This window comes from Actinomycetospora lutea (assembly GCF_028737205.1).
Classification (GTDB): domain Bacteria; phylum Actinomycetota; class Actinomycetes; order Mycobacteriales; family Pseudonocardiaceae; genus Actinomycetospora; species Actinomycetospora lutea.
Genome location: NZ_JAQZAL010000012.1, coordinates 99,529 through 114,800, shown reverse-complemented (window position 1 = coordinate 114,800; position 15,272 = coordinate 99,529). Strand labels below are relative to the sequence as shown.

16 protein-coding genes are annotated in these 15,272 nt (G+C 74.9%); 7 read left to right on the top strand and 9 right to left on the bottom strand.

The window, feature by feature from the left end:
* Position 1: 1 nt before the first annotated feature.
* Entirely contained in the window at positions 2-1,798 is a 1,797-nt protein-coding gene (locus PHK61_RS15085) for a thiamine pyrophosphate-binding protein (RefSeq protein ID WP_274281815.1), read from the bottom strand.
* A gap of 276 nt (positions 1,799-2,074) precedes the next feature.
* Between PHK61_RS15085 and PHK61_RS15080 the strand changes: the two genes are divergently transcribed.
* From PHK61_RS15080 to PHK61_RS15065, 4 genes are all read left to right on the top strand, one after another.
* Entirely contained in the window at positions 2,075-2,758 is a 684-nt protein-coding gene (locus PHK61_RS15080; RefSeq protein ID WP_274281814.1) for a GntR family transcriptional regulator, read from the top strand.
* 89 nt (positions 2,759-2,847) lie between these two features.
* Positions 2,848-3,612 (top strand): CPBP family intramembrane glutamic endopeptidase, encoded by a 765-nt coding sequence (locus tag PHK61_RS15075; RefSeq protein WP_274281813.1) that lies wholly within the window; start codon positions 2,848-2,850, stop codon positions 3,610-3,612.
* Between the two features lies 1 nt (position 3,613).
* Positions 3,614-4,096, top strand: a complete 483-nt coding sequence (locus PHK61_RS15070; RefSeq protein WP_274281812.1) for a hypothetical protein — start codon at positions 3,614-3,616, stop codon at positions 4,094-4,096.
* A gap of 24 nt (positions 4,097-4,120) precedes the next feature.
* Positions 4,121-5,581 (top strand): FAD-dependent monooxygenase, encoded by a 1,461-nt coding sequence (locus PHK61_RS15065; RefSeq protein ID WP_274281811.1) that lies wholly within the window; start codon positions 4,121-4,123, stop codon positions 5,579-5,581.
* Between the two features lie 6 nt (positions 5,582-5,587).
* Here the strand turns inward: PHK61_RS15065 and PHK61_RS15060 are convergent, their stop codons facing one another.
* The 6 genes from PHK61_RS15060 to PHK61_RS15035 form a co-directional block, all read right to left on the bottom strand.
* Positions 5,588-6,103, bottom strand: coding sequence for a gamma carbonic anhydrase family protein (locus PHK61_RS15060; protein WP_274281810.1), 516 nt, complete (start codon positions 6,101-6,103; stop codon positions 5,588-5,590).
* Positions 6,104-6,130: 27 nt separating this feature from the next.
* Positions 6,131-7,399, bottom strand: a complete 1,269-nt coding sequence (locus PHK61_RS15055; protein WP_274281809.1) for a deoxyguanosinetriphosphate triphosphohydrolase — start codon at positions 7,397-7,399, stop codon at positions 6,131-6,133.
* A gap of 2 nt (positions 7,400-7,401) precedes the next feature.
* The gene (locus PHK61_RS15050; protein WP_274281808.1) at positions 7,402-8,073 is read right to left on the bottom strand and encodes a YdcF family protein; all 672 of its coding nucleotides are present in this window, start codon (positions 8,071-8,073) and stop codon (positions 7,402-7,404) included.
* Positions 8,070-9,068, bottom strand: a complete 999-nt coding sequence (locus tag PHK61_RS15045; protein ID WP_274281807.1) for an XdhC family protein — start codon at positions 9,066-9,068, stop codon at positions 8,070-8,072. Before PHK61_RS15045 ends, PHK61_RS15050 begins: the two co-directional genes overlap by 4 nt.
* A gap of 115 nt (positions 9,069-9,183) precedes the next feature.
* Positions 9,184-10,611, bottom strand: coding sequence for a glycine--tRNA ligase (locus tag PHK61_RS15040; protein ID WP_274281806.1), 1,428 nt, complete (start codon positions 10,609-10,611; stop codon positions 9,184-9,186).
* 95 nt (positions 10,612-10,706) lie between these two features.
* The gene (locus PHK61_RS15035) at positions 10,707-11,039 is read right to left on the bottom strand and encodes an antibiotic biosynthesis monooxygenase (RefSeq protein ID WP_274281805.1); all 333 of its coding nucleotides are present in this window, start codon (positions 11,037-11,039) and stop codon (positions 10,707-10,709) included.
* 105 nt (positions 11,040-11,144) lie between these two features.
* Here PHK61_RS15035 and PHK61_RS15030 point away from each other — a divergent pair, with 105 nt between their 5' ends.
* Genes PHK61_RS15030 through PHK61_RS15020 form a run of 3 tightly spaced genes read left to right on the top strand, consistent with a single transcriptional unit; the run spans position 11,145 to position 12,270 of the window.
* On the top strand, positions 11,145-11,444 hold the full coding sequence (locus PHK61_RS15030; protein WP_274281804.1) for a DUF6703 family protein: 300 nt from the start codon (positions 11,145-11,147) through the stop codon (positions 11,442-11,444).
* Positions 11,441-11,851, top strand: a complete 411-nt coding sequence (locus PHK61_RS15025) for an ArsR/SmtB family transcription factor (RefSeq protein WP_274281803.1) — start codon at positions 11,441-11,443, stop codon at positions 11,849-11,851. The genes PHK61_RS15030 and PHK61_RS15025 overlap by 4 nt, the downstream gene beginning before the upstream one ends.
* On the top strand, positions 11,848-12,270 hold the full coding sequence (locus PHK61_RS15020) for a Fur family transcriptional regulator (protein WP_274281802.1): 423 nt from the start codon (positions 11,848-11,850) through the stop codon (positions 12,268-12,270). The genes PHK61_RS15025 and PHK61_RS15020 overlap by 4 nt, the downstream gene beginning before the upstream one ends.
* Before the next feature lie 172 nt (positions 12,271-12,442).
* On the opposite strand, the gene PHK61_RS15015 is transcribed toward PHK61_RS15020, so the two are convergent.
* Positions 12,443-14,371: a BCCT family transporter gene (locus PHK61_RS15015; protein ID WP_420791391.1), complete on the bottom strand. Its 1,929-nt coding sequence runs from the start codon at positions 14,369-14,371 to the stop codon at positions 12,443-12,445.
* Between the two features lie 132 nt (positions 14,372-14,503).
* Complete coding sequence (locus PHK61_RS15010) at positions 14,504-15,271, bottom strand: TIGR03943 family putative permease subunit (protein WP_274281800.1); 768 nt, start codon at positions 15,269-15,271, stop codon at positions 14,504-14,506.
* Between the last annotated feature and the right edge of the window lies 1 nt (position 15,272).

The window sequence follows — 15,272 nt, the reverse complement described above, 5'->3', positions numbered from 1 at the left end:
GTCACTGCTGCCTCCGCTCGATCTCGGCGTCGTTCCAGGGCGTGAGGGCCTGGTAGTCGGGGACGAAGCCCAGGCCCTTGTCGGCGTCGGGCGAGGGCGCGTCGCGGCTGGTGACGACGTCCACGACGGCCGGCGCGTTCTCCAGCGCGCGCCGCAGGGCGTCCGGCAGGTCGGCGGGGTCGGTGACGCGCTCGCCGTGGGCGCCCAGGCTGCGGCCCAGCGCCGCGTAGTCGGAGAACGCCAGCTCGGTGCCGACCACCAGCCCGTAGTTCTCCTGCTGGTCGTAGCGCTCGATGTTCCAGGCGGCGTTGTTCGAGACGACCACGACGATCTTCGCCCCGTGCCGGACCGCGGTGTCGATGTCGGTCGCCGAGATGCCGAACGCGCCGTCGCCGGTGACCGTGACGACCGGGCGGCCCGGGTCGGCCAGCGCCGCGGCGATCGCGAACGGGGTGCCGACGCCCAGGCAGCCGAAGGCGCCGGGGTCGAGGTAGCGCGCGCAGCGGGTGATGCCCAGCCGCGCGAACGACAGCAGGTCGCCGCCGTCAGCGATCATGACGGTCTCGCCGAGATCGAACGTGCCGCCGTCCAGGGCCGTGCCGTCCAGGGCATCGAGCGCGGCGAAGATGCGGTTGGGGTGCATGAGGCCGTCGGAGCCCGCGGGCGCCTCCGCCATCGCCGCCTTGTACTCGGCGCTGCGCTTCTCGTGCTTGGCGCGCAGCTCGTCGCGCCAGGAGGTGTCGGGCGCGTGCCCCTCGAGCGCGGTGGTCAGCGCCGCCAGCGCGGCCGCCGGGTCGGCGAGGATCTCCACCTCGCCGCGCCGGTTGTCGATGAGCTCGCTCGCGGTGTCGGCGATGCGCACGACCGTGGCGTGCCGGAACACCGCCGGCGAGCCGAAGCCGAGCTGGTAGTCGAGCTGGCGCCCGACGGTGATCAGCAGGTCGCAGTCGCGCATGACGGCCGAGCGCGCCGAGCCGACGCCCGCGGGGTGGTCGGCGGGCACGAGCCCGCGCGACTCCTGGGTGTCGAGGTAGGCGGCGCCGCTGGCGTCGAGGAAGCGCACGAGGGCTGCACTGTCGTGGTCCAGCTCCGCTGCGCTTCGTGTCCCGCCCGCGGTGACCCGCGCGCCGCGCCCCGAGATCACGGCCGGCTTGCTCGCGCCACGGACCAGGTCGGCGACGGCCGCGACGTCGTCGGGGTGGGGCTGCGGGCGCCGGCGGGGCTTGGCGCGCAGGTGCTCGTCGGTGATGAGCGCCGGCGGGACCTCCTGGCGCAGGACGTCGGTGGGGATCTCGACGTAGACCGGCCCCGGCTCGCCGCGGTCGCCGGACGCGCGCGCCCAGGCCTCGTCGAGCTCGCGCAGCACCTGGTCGTGCTGGCGCAGCGTGCGGGACAGCCGCGTGACGGGCGCGAGGATCTCGGTGTGCGGAATGTCCTGCAGCGGGCCCATGTTGGCCTGCGGGCGGGGCGGGCAGCCGCCGAAGACCAGCAGCGGCACCCGGCTGATCGAGGCGTTGGCGACGGCCGTGACCGTGTTGGTGACGCCGGGCCCGGCGGTCACGAGCGCGACGGCGGTCTCGCCGGTCAGCTCGGCATGGGCGTGCGCCATGTGCACCGCCGAGCCCTCGTCCCGGACGTCGACGATCTCGACCCCGAGCCGGGCCAGCTGGTCCCACACCGGCTGGATGTGACCGCCCTGCAGCCCGAACACGCGCCGGACCCCGTGGTCGCGGAAGAACCGCGCCACCAGGTCGGCGACGGGCGCCGACCCCGCTGACCCCCCTGACCCCTCCGCCATCCGTCCTCCTCCTCGTCGAGCCTCGCGAGCCGACCGATCCGGGTACGGATCGGTTGCGTGGAACCGGCGAGGCGGGGCATCCCCCGGATGCCTCGTGATCCACGCCACGTGATGCGGCCCACGCCCACCGTGACGCATTCTGAATTCAGAAGTCAAGAGGCGCGACGCGATGCGCGCTCCGGCCAGCGGCTACGCTGGGCGGTCGAGAAGTCCTGCCGCCGGATCTCCGAGGAGGCCGTCCGTGCCGCTCGCGGAGCCGCGCCGGGAGTGCCGGCGATGACCGCGCTGCCGACCCCTCCGTCCCGGACGGAGCAGGTGTTCGACGCGATCGTCGACGACATCTGCACCGGTCGGCTGACCCCCGGCACCCCGCTGCGCCAGGAGCAGCTGGCCGAGCGCTTCAACGTGTCCCGCCAGCCCGTGCAGCAGGCGCTGCTGCTCCTGCGCAACCAGGGGCTGGTGCGCGAGTTCGGGCGCCGCGGCCTCGAGGTCGCGCCGCTCGACCGCGAGTTCGTCAGCCACCTCTACGACCTGCGCGAACTGCTCGACGGCTACGCCGCGCGGCTGGCCGCCGAGCGCCGCACCGAGGCGTGGCTGGAGGACATCTCCGGGGTCGTGCGGATGGGCGAGCAGGCCTTCGCCGAGCGGGCGTTCGCCCGGATGATCTCCGCGGACGTCGAGTTCCACCGGGGCGTCGTCGAGGCCTCGGGCAACCCGTTGCTCGTCGAGAGCACCGCGGTGATGTGGCGCAACGTGCAGCGCGTCATGGGCGAGGTCCTGCTCCAGGGCGGCTCGCCCGCCTGGGTCTGGGAGGACCACGCGGCGATCCTCGACGCGATCACCCGCGGCGACGCCGCCCACGCCGAGGAGCTCGCCCGCCGCCACGCGGCCCACGGCGAGCAGCTCATCCTCGACGCGATGGGGCCCGCGCAGGACGACGACCGGGTGGCCGGCGGGTAGGCACGGTCATCCCGCGCGGGTGATGTGGACGTCCGTTTCGCACCGCCATCGTCGCCGGGGTCCGCATTCGCCGGCCCCCGAGGTGCGCCATGATCACGACGGGCGCCCCGCCGGTCGCCGACGTGCCGGTCCGCGGCGCCGTGGCGTGGTGGCGCTTCCTCGCCGGGTTCGCGCTGCTGTGGGCGGTGCTCCAGGGCCTCGCGGCCCTCGACCCGACGGCGCGCTGGGGCCTCGTGGTGCTGGCCGGCGTGCTGGTCATCGGGCTGGTCGTCGAGCGCGTGCTGCACGGGGTGCCGCCCCGCCGGGCCCTGCGCGCCCTGGGGTTCGGCCGCCCCGCGCCCCGCGCCCTCGTGCTCGCCGCCGCCGTGTCGGGCCTGGTCGTGCTCGTGTTCCCGGTCGCCGAGGCGCTCGGCCTCGGGCCGATCACCCTGCGGCCGGGCTGGCCGTGGCTGCTCGTCGGCGTGTTCGCCCTCCACGGGCTCGCCGAGGAGCTGGTGTGGCGCGGGTACGCGTTCCGGCGCCTGCGCGCCGGCCGCTCGTTCCCGCGCGCGGCGGCGTGGACGATGCCGCTGGTCGCGGTGACCCACGTGCCGATCCTCGTCACGTCCGGGGTGGCCGTGGGGCTCGGGGCGATGGCCGTCGCGGCCACGACCTCGATCCCGTTCGCGTACGTCTTCGAGACCGGCCGCGGCACGGTGTGGGCCCCGGCGCTCCTGCACACCGCGATCGACGCGTTCAAGCTCGTCGAGATCCCCGCCGCGGGTGTACCGGCGTTCTCGCTGCTGCTGGTCGGGGTGTCGATCCTCGTCCCGCTGCTCGCCCTCGCGGTGCCGCGCCGGGTCCTGGGGCGCTGACGTGCTCGCCACGATCGGCCTGCTGGCCGCCGTCGTCGCCACGGCCCTGTGGTCGGGGCTGCTGCTGATGCTGACCACCGTCCTGCACCCGGTGTACACGGGACGGGACGCGACCGGCTTCGCGCACGAGATGCAGCGCTTTCTGCCGATCGCCCAGCGGTCGCCCACCAACTACGCCCTCGTCATCGCGATGGTCGTCGCCCCGGTGGTCGCGCTGGTGGGCCTGTGGGGCGAACCGAGCGGGACGCCGTTCCTGCTGACCACGCTCGGGCTCGCGGCCATCGTCGCCGGCCCGCTGCTCACCTCGCGCTTCGGCGCCGAGCCCAACTACGCGGTGATCCTCGCCTGGGCGCCCGACGCGCCGCCCCGCGACTGGCGGCAGGTCCGGGCGCGCTGGCTGCGCCTCAACTGGATCCGCGCGGCGGCCACCTGGGGGGCGCTCGTCCTCTTCGTCACCGCGACCTGGCTGTACCTCGATCGCTGACCCGCGCACGGGAACGGAGACCTGATGGAGACGACCGACGTCCTCGTGATCGGGGCCGGCCCGACCGGCCTCATGCTCGCCGGGGAGCTCGCCCTCGCCGGGGTGCGCTGCCGGGTGCTGGAGCGGCGCGCGGAGACCTCCAACCTCACCCGGGCGTTCGCCGTGCACGCCCGGACCCTCGAGCTGCTCGACGCGCGCGGGCTGGCCGACCGGCTCCTGCCCCGTGGCATCCCGGTGCGCGAGATCGCGCCGGCGCCCGGGGCCACCGTCGACCTCGGCGAGCTCGACTCGCGCTTCCCCATGGTCCTCATCGCCCCGCAGAGCGGCACCGAGCGCGTCCTGGAGGGCCGCGCCGACGAGCTCGGCGTGCCGATCGTCCGCGGCGCCGAGGTGACAGGCCTGCGCCAGGACGCCGAGCGGGTCGTCGTCGAGCTCGCCGACGGCGGCGAGGAGTCCGCGCGCTGGGTGGTCGGGTGCGACGGCGCGCACAGCACGGTCCGCGGCCTGCTCGAGGTGCCCTTCACCGGCACCGAGTACGCGACGCACATCCTGCTCGCCGACGTCCGGCTCACCGCGCCACCGCCGGAGGCGATGTTCGCCGAGACCGGCCCGTCGGGGGCGGTGGTCGTCGTCCCGTTCGGCGACGGCTGGTTCCGCGCGATCGCCTGGGACCGCGAGCGCGAGCAGGTGCCCCTCGACGTGCCGCTGCCGGTCGAGGAGATGCGCGATGCCTTCGGCCGGGTCGCCGGCACCGACTTCGGGATGTCCGAGCAGCGCTGGAGCACCCGGTTCCTCTCCGAGCGCCGGCAGGCCGCGCGCTACCGGGTCGGGCGGGTGCTGCTCGCCGGCGACGCCGCCCACGTCCACTCCCCGCTCGGCGGGCAGGGCATGAACACCGGGATCGGCGACGCGATGAACCTGGGCTGGAAGCTCGGGGCCGCGGTGCGCGGGTCCGGGCCGCCGTGGCTCGTCGACACCTACGCCACCGAGCGCCACCGGGTCGGGGCGCAGGTGCTCGCCCTCACCGACACCTTCAACAACCTCGTGCTCGGGTACTCGCCGGTCCGGCAGTTCCTCCAGCGGCAGGCCGTGCGGCTCATCGTGCGGGTCGGTCCGGCGCGCCGCATCGTCGTCGGGCGGCTGTCCGGGATCGGGATCGCCTACCCGCGCGGCCACGGCACGCACCCGTGGACGGGGCGGCGCGCCCCGGACGTCGCGTGCGGGGCCCAGCGGCTCTACGAGGTGCTGCGCGAGGGGCGCTTCGTCCTCGTCGACGCCACCGCCGCCGGCGCACTCGCCGAGGAGGTCGAGCCGTCCCTGCCGGTGACGACCGTGCGGGCGCGGCCGACCCCGGAGCGCCCCGACGCGATGCTCGTGCGGCCCGACGGCTACGTCGCCTGGGCCGGCGACGACGAGTCCGACATCGCGGCGCGCCTGCGCCACGGCGTGGGCCGCTGGTGCGGGTCGCCGGCGCGCGTGTCCTGACCGCCGTCAGGTGGTGGCGTCGCGGTGGACCCCGAGCAGGTAGCGGTACGTCGCGGCGCTGGCGGCGATCATGGCGCGCTCGTCGTCGGTGACCTCCCGGCGGACCTTGCCCGGGACGCCGGCGACGAGCGAGCCCGCCGGCACCGTCACCCCCTGCGAGATCACCGCGCCCGCGGCGACGACCGACCCGCGGCCGACCGTCGCGCCGTTCATGATCACCGCGCCCATCCCGATGAGGCAGTCGTCCTCGACGGTGCAGCCGTGCACCACGGCCCGGTGCCCGACGGTGACGTTGTCGCCGATCGCCGCGGGGAAGCCGGGGTCGGCGTGGACGACGGTGCCGTCCTGCACGCTCGTCCCCTCCCCCACCGTCACCGACTCCATGTCGGCCCGGACGACCGCCGTGTACCAGACCCCGGTCCCGGTCCCGATGCCCACGCGGCCCGCGACGACCGCGCCGGGCGCGATCCACGCGCCCTCGGCGATCTCGGGGTGGTGGCCGAGGACGGTGATCAGCTGCACTCCGGTGCTCCTCTCAGCGCAACACTCTCAACCGGCTACGGGACGGGTCGCTCGCAGACGTGCGCACCAGCGCTCGGCGCCCGCGTCGGTGAGCACCGCGACCTGGTCGACGACGACCCGCAGCCGGGCGGCGTCGTCGGCGGCAGCCTCCCACGCGGGCACGAAGGCCGGGTCGAGGGCTCGGGGGGCGCCCGCGACGAGGCGCTCGACCAGCTCGGTGACCAGGTCGCGCTGCTGGGCCTGCACCGCGAGGCGCGCCGGGTCGCTCATGACCCAGCGCAGCGCCGCGGCCTTGAGCACCGCGACCTCGGCCCCGATGCCCGCGGGCACGACCAGGTCGGCGGCGTGCCCCGCCGGCACGACGTCGCCGAGCGCCTCCCGAGTGGCCTCGACGGTGCTGGTCACGAAGCGTCCCACGAGCTCGCTCGTCAGCCGCTTGAGCGCGGCGGTGGCGGCGAGCGAGCCGTCGTGGGCGCCGTGGGCCGCGGCGGCGCCCACGGCCGGCAGCTCGGCCAGCACCCCGGCGGCGTCCTCGAGCTCGGCGCGCGGGGCGTCGGAGAAGGCGTCGGCGGCCAGGGTCGCGAGCGCGGCGCGCTCGGCGGGCCGCGCCAGCCAGGCCAGCACGATGCGCCCGGCGAGGATGCCGTCCTCGAGGTCGTGCACCGAGTAGGCGACGTCGTCGGCCCAGTCCATGATCTGCGCCTCGAGGCAGCGCCGGTCGGGCGGCGCGCCCTCGCGCACCCAGCGGAACACCGGCAGGTCGTCGGCGTAGACGCCGAACTTGCGCACGCCCGGGCGTCGCTCCCACGGGTACTTGAGGCAGGCGTCGAGCACCCCGCGCGTGAGGTTGAGCCCGCGGCAGTCGTCGTCGTCGAGCACCTTGGGCTCGAGCCGGGTGAGGATGCGCAGCGTCTGGGCGTTGCCCTCGAAGCCGCCGCAGTCGCCCGCGAGCGCGTGCAGCGCCCGCTCCCCGTTGTGGCCGAACGGGGGGTGGCCGATGTCGTGGGCGAGCCCGGCGGTGTCGACGACGTCGGGGTCCGGCCCGGAGGAGAGTCCGCCGAGGTCCTCGGCCATCCCGCGGCCGATCTGGGCCACCTCGAGCGAATGCGTCAGCCGCGTGCGCGGCACGCCGGTGACCGCGGCGTCCTCGTCCGGCCCGACGACCTGGGTCTTGCCGGCGAGGCGGCGCAGGGCCGCGGAGTGCAGCACCCGGCCGCGGTCGCGGGCGAACGGCGAGCGCAGGTCGCGGCCCGGCTTCGGGGCCTCGTCGAACAGCCGGGCCGCCCGGGCGTCCACGGTCAGCCGAGCCCCGGGTCGGAGAAGTCCGACGACCCGTGCGTGAGGTGGTAGTAGATCAGCGCACCGGTCTCGCGGACGATGTAGCGCAGCTGGGTCTCGCGGGTCTGCACCACGGGGCCGCGCTTGGTCGGCGACGTCGTGGCGTCGAGACCGACGTCGTCGGCCATCGTGCGGGAGCGCAATGAGTGCCACGGGTCGCTGACCAGCACCGCCGAGGACCACCCCCGCTGCTCGGCGACGGCGGCGACGGCCTCGAAGCTCTCGTAGGTGTCGCGGCCCTCGTCGACCGGCAGCAGGGCCTGGCCGGGCACGCCGTTCTCGACGAGCCACTGCTCGCCGGCCTGGGCCTCGGTGAACGCGTCGCCGGCCGCGGCCCCGCCGACGGTGATGATGCGCGGGGCGACGCCCTCCTCGTAGAGCTCGAGGGCGTGCTGCAGGCGCGCGCGGAACACCGGGGACGGCTCGCCGTCGTACTGCGCGGCGCCGAGCACGACGATCATGTCGACCGGGCGGCGCTCGTCGACCCGGCCCAGCTGCCACACCCGGAACGCGGTGCCCCCGACCAGCAGGAGCGCGACGACGATCGCGCCCACCACCACCCGGGGCGCCCACGCGGCGGCGGCGCGGGCGGTGCTGGGCGAGGTGGGGCCGGCGGCTCGCGGGTGGCTCATGCGCCGATCGGCCCGGCGGCGCGGCCGAGCGCGGACGGGTCGCGCCCGCTGCGCACGGCGAGGACCTCGCCGACGATCGACACGGCGGTCTCGGCGGGCGTGCGGGCACCGAGGTCGAGTCCGACCGGGCCGTGGATGCGGGCCAGCTGCTGCTCGGTGACCCCGGCCGCGAGCAGGCGCTCGCGGCGCGCCGCCTGGGTGCGCCGCGAGCCCAGGGCGCCGAGGAAGCCGCGGCCCTCCAGCCCCGTGCGCAGGACGGCGTCGAACGCGGGGTCGTGGTCGATCAGCACGAGGACGTCGGCGTCGGTGAACGTGGCGACCGCGGCGTCGGCCTCGGCGACGGTGTCGGCGCGGCGGGACGTCCAGCCCAGCACCCCGGCCTGCGCGGCCAGCGCGTCGGCGATCGCCCCGCCGCCGACCACGGTGATCGTCGGCACCGGGACCCAGAGGTCGACGAGGACGTCGGCGCCCGCCGCGAGCGTCACGCGCTCGGTGACGGTGGCGCCCCGGCGCAGCAGGCCCCGGACGTGCGCGGCCGCGGCCGCGTCGACCGTCGCGAAGCCGAGGGAGCCCTCGACGGTGCCGAGCTCGTCCCCGGTGATCGCGAGCGACGCGGACCCGTCGGCGCGCGAGATCAGGGCCGCCGGTACGCCGCTCGCGAACGCCGCCGCCAGGGCGCGGGCCGGCGCCGCGTCCAGCGGGTGGCCCAGCAGCGTCGCGCCGCCTGCGCAGGCGAGGCCGGCGGCGACCGCGGCGTCCTCGGCGACGTGGGCCTCGACGGTGGCCGGGTGATCGCGCGCGTCCTGCGCCAGCGCCGTCGCGCGCTCGTCCAGCGCGCCGCGCAGCAGCATCCCGCCGAGCGTCCCGTCGGCGCCGGCGACCAGCAGCTGGCCGGGTTCGACGGTGCCGAACCCGTGCCGATCGAGCACGCGGACCACCGCCCGCGCCGCGTCGCCGCGCGCCAGGACCTCCGCCACCGCCGCCAGGTCGCTCACGACGTCCAGGGTAGGCGAGGCCCCCGACCGCGCCGGGGCGCCGGGCCCGGGGTTCCGCGCCCTGCGCCCGCCGGTGACGAACGAGCGACGATGGGCCCCAGCGCCCGCGGCCGGCTCAGCAGCCGATCAGGCGGGCGGCGAGGTAGGACTCGAGCTGGTCGAGGGCCACGCGCTCCTGGGTCATGGCGTCGCGGTGGCGGACGGTGGCGGCCTGGTCGTTCAGCGAGTCGAAGTCGACGGTCACGCAGAACGGGGTGCCGATCTCGTCCTGGCGCCGGTAGCGGCGGCCGATGGCGCCCGCGTCGTCGAACTCGACGTTCCAGTGCTGGCGCAGGGTGGCCGCGACGTCGCGGGCGACCGGCGAGAGGTCGGCGTTGCGCGACAACGGCAGCACCGCGGCCTTGACCGGCGCGAGACGCGGGTCGAGGCGCAGCACCGTGCGCTTGTCGACGCCGCCCTTGGCGTTCGGGGCCTCGTCCTCGGTGTAGGCCTCGAGCAGGAACGCCATCATCGGCCGGCCGACGCCCGCGGCGGGCTCGATGACGTAGGGGCGGTAGCGGGAGTCGGTGGCCTGGTCGTAGTAGCTCAGGTCGACGCCCGAGTGGTTCGTGTGCGTCGTGAGGTCGAAGTCGGTGCGGTTGGCGATGCCCTCGAGCTCGCCCCACTCCTGGCCGGCGTTGAACTGGAAGCGGTACTCCACGTCCACCGTGCGCTTGGAGTAGTGGGAGAGCTTCTCCTTCGGGTGCTCGTAGTGCCGCAGGTTCTCCGCGCCGATCCCCAGGTCGGTGTACCAGCGGGTGCGCTCGTCGATCCAGTACTGGTGCCACTGCTCGTCGGAGCCCGGCTCGACGAAGAACTCCATCTCCATCTGCTCGAACTCGCGCGTGCGGAAGATGAAGTTGCCCGGCGTGATCTCGTTGCGGAAGCTCTTGCCGATCTGGCCGATGCCGAACGGCGGCTTCTTGCGCGCCGCGGACATGACGTTGGCGAAGTTGACGAAGATGCCCTGCGCGGTCTCGGGCCGCAGGTAGTGCAGGCCCTCCTCGGACTCCACCGGGCCGAGGTAGGTCTTGAGCATCATGTTGAACTCGCGCGGCGCGGTGTACTCGCCGCGCACGCCGCAGTTCGGGCACGGCACCGTCGTGAGCTCGTAGCCGACCTTGCCCTCGGCATCGACCGTCTCCAGCGACGGGCCGCCGGTGCGCTCGGAGAAGTCCTCGGCGAGCTGGTCGGCGCGGAAGCGGCGGTGGCAGTTGGTGCACTCCACCAGCGGGTCGGTGAACACGTCGACGTGGCCCGAGGCGACCCACACCTGGCGCGGCAGGATCACGCTCGAGTCGAGGCCGACGACGTCCTCGCGGCCGGTGATCATCGACTTCCACCACTGGCGCTTGATGTTGTCCTTGAGCTCCACGCCGAGGTGGCCGTAGTCCCACGCCGAGCGGGTACCGCCGTAGATCTCACCGGACGGGAAGACGAAGCCGCGGCGCTTGCAGAGGTTGACCACGGTCTCGATACGGGCGCTGCCGGTGGGGGTGGGCACGGTGGATACTCCGGGATCGCTCGGTCGTGCGGGTGCACCCAGCGTAGCGAGCGGACCGACGGCGGCCGTCGACCGGAGGCGGGCGCCGCGGGGGCTCAGCGGTCGGTGAGCAGGCTCGGGTGCTCGGTGACGCCGCCGGGACCCGCGACGAGGGCCCGCTCGTGCGCGGCGGGCTCGTCGGTGCGCGCCTCGGAGAGCAGCGGGACCACGTGCTCGCGCACGTCGAAGGGCTGCAGCGCCCGGCGGTAGGCGGTCACGGTCGCGAAGCGCGCGACCAGGACCCAGCTCCCCGGTTCCTCGATCGCCCGGCCCAGCTCGACGCCCTCGCAGCCCGGCTGCGCGGCGAGCAGCGCGACCGCCCGGCGGGCGCGCTCGAGGAACGCCGGCGTCTCCGCGGCGGCCGGCGCGAAACGGCAGACCAGCAGCATCCCGGGCGTCCTCCCCCGTGCGTCGACAACGGATACCATTATCGGGAGATGGCGCGCCGGGGTGCAGGCCCGGGGCGGCGGGACACCGAGGGCCGGGAGGCAGCCGTGAGCGGTCGCGGACCGGGGCGCTCGCCCTTCGCGGGGCGGCGCGGCCGGGCGGTGCCCGGCGACGGTCCCCTGGCGCGCGTGCCCGCCGTGGCCGTGTTCGCCGTGGTGGTGATCGTGTTCGCCGCGGGCGTGATCATCGGCGGCCCGGTCGGTGCCGTGCTGCTCGGCCTGCTCGCGCTCGGGGTCGCCGGGCTGCTCGCCGCGACCTGGCCGCGCCTGGGACCCCGCGAGCGGGTAGTGCGCGTGCTCGTCCTCGTGGTGCTCGTCGCGATCGCGCTCGGGCTGGCGCTGCGGTGAGCGCGCCCCACGTCGGCCGGACCGCGGTGCCCCCGCCCGGCCACGTCCACGACGGCGCGCCCGACCTGCCGGCGCCGGGCCCGGAGACGCCCGGCTCGGAGACGCCCGGCTCGGAGACGCCCGATTCTGGGGCCCTGGTCGCGGCGGGCGACCTGCTGCGGGCGCTCGCCGCGCCGGTGCGGATCGCGATCGTGCTGCAGCTGCGCACCTCGCCGCGCTGCGTCCACGAGCTGGTCGACGCCCTGGCGGTGACCCAGCCGCTGATCAGCCAGCACCTGCGCGTGCTCAAGGCCGCCGGCGTGGTGCGCGGCGACCGACGGGGTCGCGAGGTCGTCTACCGGCTGGTGGACGATCACCTCGCACACATCGTCGTCGACGCGGTCGCGCACGTGGAGGAAGAGTCGTGACGGCATCCGGCTCGCGGACGCCCTCGGTGCCCGGCCTGCGCGCGACCAAGCAGCGGGCCGCGATCGCCGGGCTCCTCGACGAGCTGAGCGACTTCCGTTCCGCTCAGGAGATCCACGAGGAGCTGCGCCGCCGGGGCGAGGGCATCGGGCTGACCACCGTGTACCGGACGCTACAGGCGCTCGCCGACGCCGACGAGATCGACGTGCTGCGCACCGGCACCGGCGAGGCGTCGTACCGCCGGTGCTCCGAGCACCACCACCACCACCTGGTCTGCCGCGTGTGCGGCAAGACCGTGGAGGTCGAGGGCCCGGCCGTCGAGCACTGGGCCGACCGCGTCGCCGCGCAGCACGGCTTCGCCGAGATCTCGCACACCGTGGAGATCCTCGGCGTCTGCGCCGACTGCCGCATCGCGGGCTGAGACCTCTCCTCCCGGGAGCTGCGTCGCGGTCCGGGGGTGGCAGCGAGGGCCTCCCTCGCACCGCAGGGTGGGCCGGAAACCCCCGGGCACGCCGGGCACCCCCGGGAACCCCGGACACGCCGAGAGCCGGGCCCCCGGTGCGGGGACCCGGCTCTCGGGACGAACCGGCGACCTACTCGCGGTCGGCGCTCGGCCGCCCGGCGGTCTCGGCCGTGGCGCCGGGACCGGTGTCGACGACCTCGGTGCCCGCCGGGTCGTCGTCCTTGGGCACGGACCGGGCCCGGGCCCGCGCCTCCTGCGGGTCCGCGGGCACGACCGGGGTCTCCCCCGTCGAGAACGGGTCCTGCACGCCGTACACCTCGGCGTACGTCGGCCCGCCCGACTCGCCGGCGGACCGCTGCCGGGACCGCGTGGCCGGGAAGGCCTGCACGTGCAGGTAGAAGTCCTCGCCATGCTTGTCGGTGCCGTGGTCGATGGCCTGCTCCATGACCTCGAGGCCCTTGCGCTCGCGCAGGATCACGGGGTCGTGGTTGAGGTCGCGCATGAAGGCGACGCACAGGAACACCATGATCACGACGAACGGGGCCGCGACCAGGATGGTGAGGCTCTGCAGGCCGGACAGGGCGTCCTCGCCGCCGACGAGCAGCATGATGATCGCGACGGCGCCCATCACGGTGCCCCAGAAGATCACCACCCAGCGGGACGGCTCGTCGGTGCCGCGCTGCGAGAGCGTGCCGGTGACGATCGACGCGGCGTCGGCGCCGGAGACGAAGAAGATCGCGACGAGCACCATCACCAGCAGGCCGGTGAACGTGGCCCACGGGTAGGCCTGGAGCACGGCGAACAGCTGGGTCTCGGTGTCGGCGGCGGCCGGGTCGAGTCCCGCCTGCTGCTGGCTGATGGCGGTGCCACCGAAGATCGAGAACCAGACGAGGCTCACGAGGCTCGGCACGAGGATCACGCCGCCGACGAACTGGCGGATCGTGCGGCCGCGGCTGATCTTCGCCAGGAACATGCCGACGAAGGGCGTCCAGGAGATCCACCACGCCCAGTAGAAGACCGTCCAGGAGCTCAGCCAGTCGAGCATGGCCTCGCCGCCGGTGGCCTCGGTGCGCCCGACCATCTCGGCCCAGTCACCGATGTACGCGCCGACGGCGGTCGGCAGCAGATCGAGGATGATCACCGTCGGGCCAACGACGAAGACGAACAGCGCCAGGATGCCGGCGAGCACCATGTTGATGTTCGACAGCCACTGGATGCCCTTGGCGACGCCGGACACCGCCGACAGCACGAAGGCCGCGGTGAGCACGATGATCAGCGGGACCAGGACCTCGTTGCCGGCGTCGGGCAGGAAGCCCGTCGCATCGAGGCCGCCGCCGATCTGGAGCGCACCGAGGCCCAGCGAGGCCGCGGAACCGAAGATCGTCGCGAAGATCGCGATGATGTCGATGACCCGGCCGACGGCGCCGTTGGCGGCACGCTCGCCGATGAGCGGGATGAACGCCGAGCTGATCAGCTGGCGGCGACCCTTGCGGAACGTCGAGTACGCGATGGCCAGGCCGACCACGGCGTAGATCGCCCAGGGGTGCAGGGTCCAGTGGAAGAGCGAGGTCGCCATCGCCGTGTTGAGCGCGCCGACCTGGTCGCCCGGCATCACCGAGCCGGGCGGGGGCTCGGTGAAGAACGACAGCGGCTCGGCGACGCCGTAGAACATCAGCCCGATGCCCATGCCGGCGCTGAACATCATCGCGATCCAGGAGACGGTCCTGAACTCGGGCTGCTCGTCGTCACGCCCCAGCCGGATCCGGCCGAAGCGGCTGAACGCCAGCCACAGCGCGAAGACCACGAAGCCGGTGGCGGCGAGGATGAAGCCCCAGCCGCCAGCGCGGATGACTCCGCTGAGCATGGCGCTCGACGCGGCGCTCAGGCTCTCGGTGCCGATCACACCCCAGCCCACGAACACCACGGCGAGGGCGGCCCCGACCCCGAAGACGACCCAGTCGGTGCCGTGCTTCCGGTCCGCGGCGCTCACCGCCGGCGCGTCCGGTTCCCCGGACGAACCGCCCGGGGGTCCCGGCGGTGATGAGAGATCCTGTGTCATGGCGAGTCGCGCCTCCCGGGCCTCGGGAAACGCCCCTCCTCTCCGGGTCGGCAGCGGACGGCGAGTGTACGTCGGGTTGGAGCGGGTTCTCCCGCTTCGGCCGTTTGGTGTCGCGTCGCCTCGTTCCGGAGGTCAGTATTCGTACACCGGTTCGGGTGTGGCAACCGGCGACGACGATGTCACCGAGAGTGTCGGCACATGGCCGTCGCTCGCAGTACCTGTCCCGGGAACGACCCTTCCGCGCACCGCCACCCAGTGATCGCCCTCCGGACCGCCCGGGCCGGTGTCCCGCAGCAGCCCCTGCGGGTCCGCGAGGTGGACCCGCACGGTCGAGGCGTCGGCCGCACAGCACGTGATCACGAGCCGCGCGAGGTCGAGCGCGGCGCCCCCCGCGGGCGCTCGCGCCGGCACGAGGAACCCCGTCACCGTCACGTCGCGGGTCGTCACCTGCCCGTACGGGTCCGCGGCGGCGCGCGAGACGACGTCGAGCAGCCCGAGCGCCGGCGCGTCGCCCGCGGGCAGCGGGTCGTCGGCGACGGTGGCCACCGGCGCCGCGCGCGCGCCGATCCCGGCGACCGCCGCCGACCCCAGCGCCGGCGGCACGACGAGCAGCAGCGCGAGCACCGGCAGCACGAGCATCCACGCCGACGGCCCGGCCCGGGAGCCGTGGCCGTGCCTGTGATCGTGACCGTGCCCGTGCCCGTGTCCGTCGGTGACCGCGCGCCCGCGCAGATCGCGCACGATCCCCACCACCGCGACCGTGACGAGCACGACACCGGCGACGAGCACCGGGACCGCCGACCACGGGCGCACGTAGCGCAGGTAGGACCCGTCGAGCACGATCTTGACGAGCACCCCGCCGACGAGGACGAGCAGCACGTGCTGGGTGTCCCTGCTCATG

Bases quoted from the DNA above. Each gene is read 5' to 3' on its own strand.
- PHK61_RS15085 (WP_274281815.1), bottom strand. From the start codon at position 1,798: ATGGCGGAGGGGTCAGGGGGGTCAGCGGGGTCGGCGCCCGTCGCCGAC.
- PHK61_RS15080 (WP_274281814.1), top strand. From the start codon at position 2,075: ATGACCGCGCTGCCGACCCCTCCGTCCCGGACGGAGCAGGTGTTCGAC.
- PHK61_RS15075 (WP_274281813.1), top strand. From the start codon at position 2,848: ATGATCACGACGGGCGCCCCGCCGGTCGCCGACGTGCCGGTCCGCGGC.
- PHK61_RS15065 (WP_274281811.1), top strand. From the start codon at position 4,121: ATGGAGACGACCGACGTCCTCGTGATCGGGGCCGGCCCGACCGGCCTC.
- PHK61_RS15050 (WP_274281808.1), bottom strand. From the start codon at position 8,073: ATGAGCCACCCGCGAGCCGCCGGCCCCACCTCGCCCAGCACCGCCCGC.
- PHK61_RS15035 (WP_274281805.1), bottom strand. From the start codon at position 11,039: ATGCTGCTGGTCTGCCGTTTCGCGCCGGCCGCCGCGGAGACGCCGGCG.
- PHK61_RS15015 (WP_420791391.1), bottom strand. From the start codon at position 14,371: ATGACACAGGATCTCTCATCACCGCCGGGACCCCCGGGCGGTTCGTCC.
- PHK61_RS15010 (WP_274281800.1), bottom strand. From the start codon at position 15,271: ATGAGCAGGGACACCCAGCACGTGCTGCTCGTCCTCGTCGGCGGGGTG.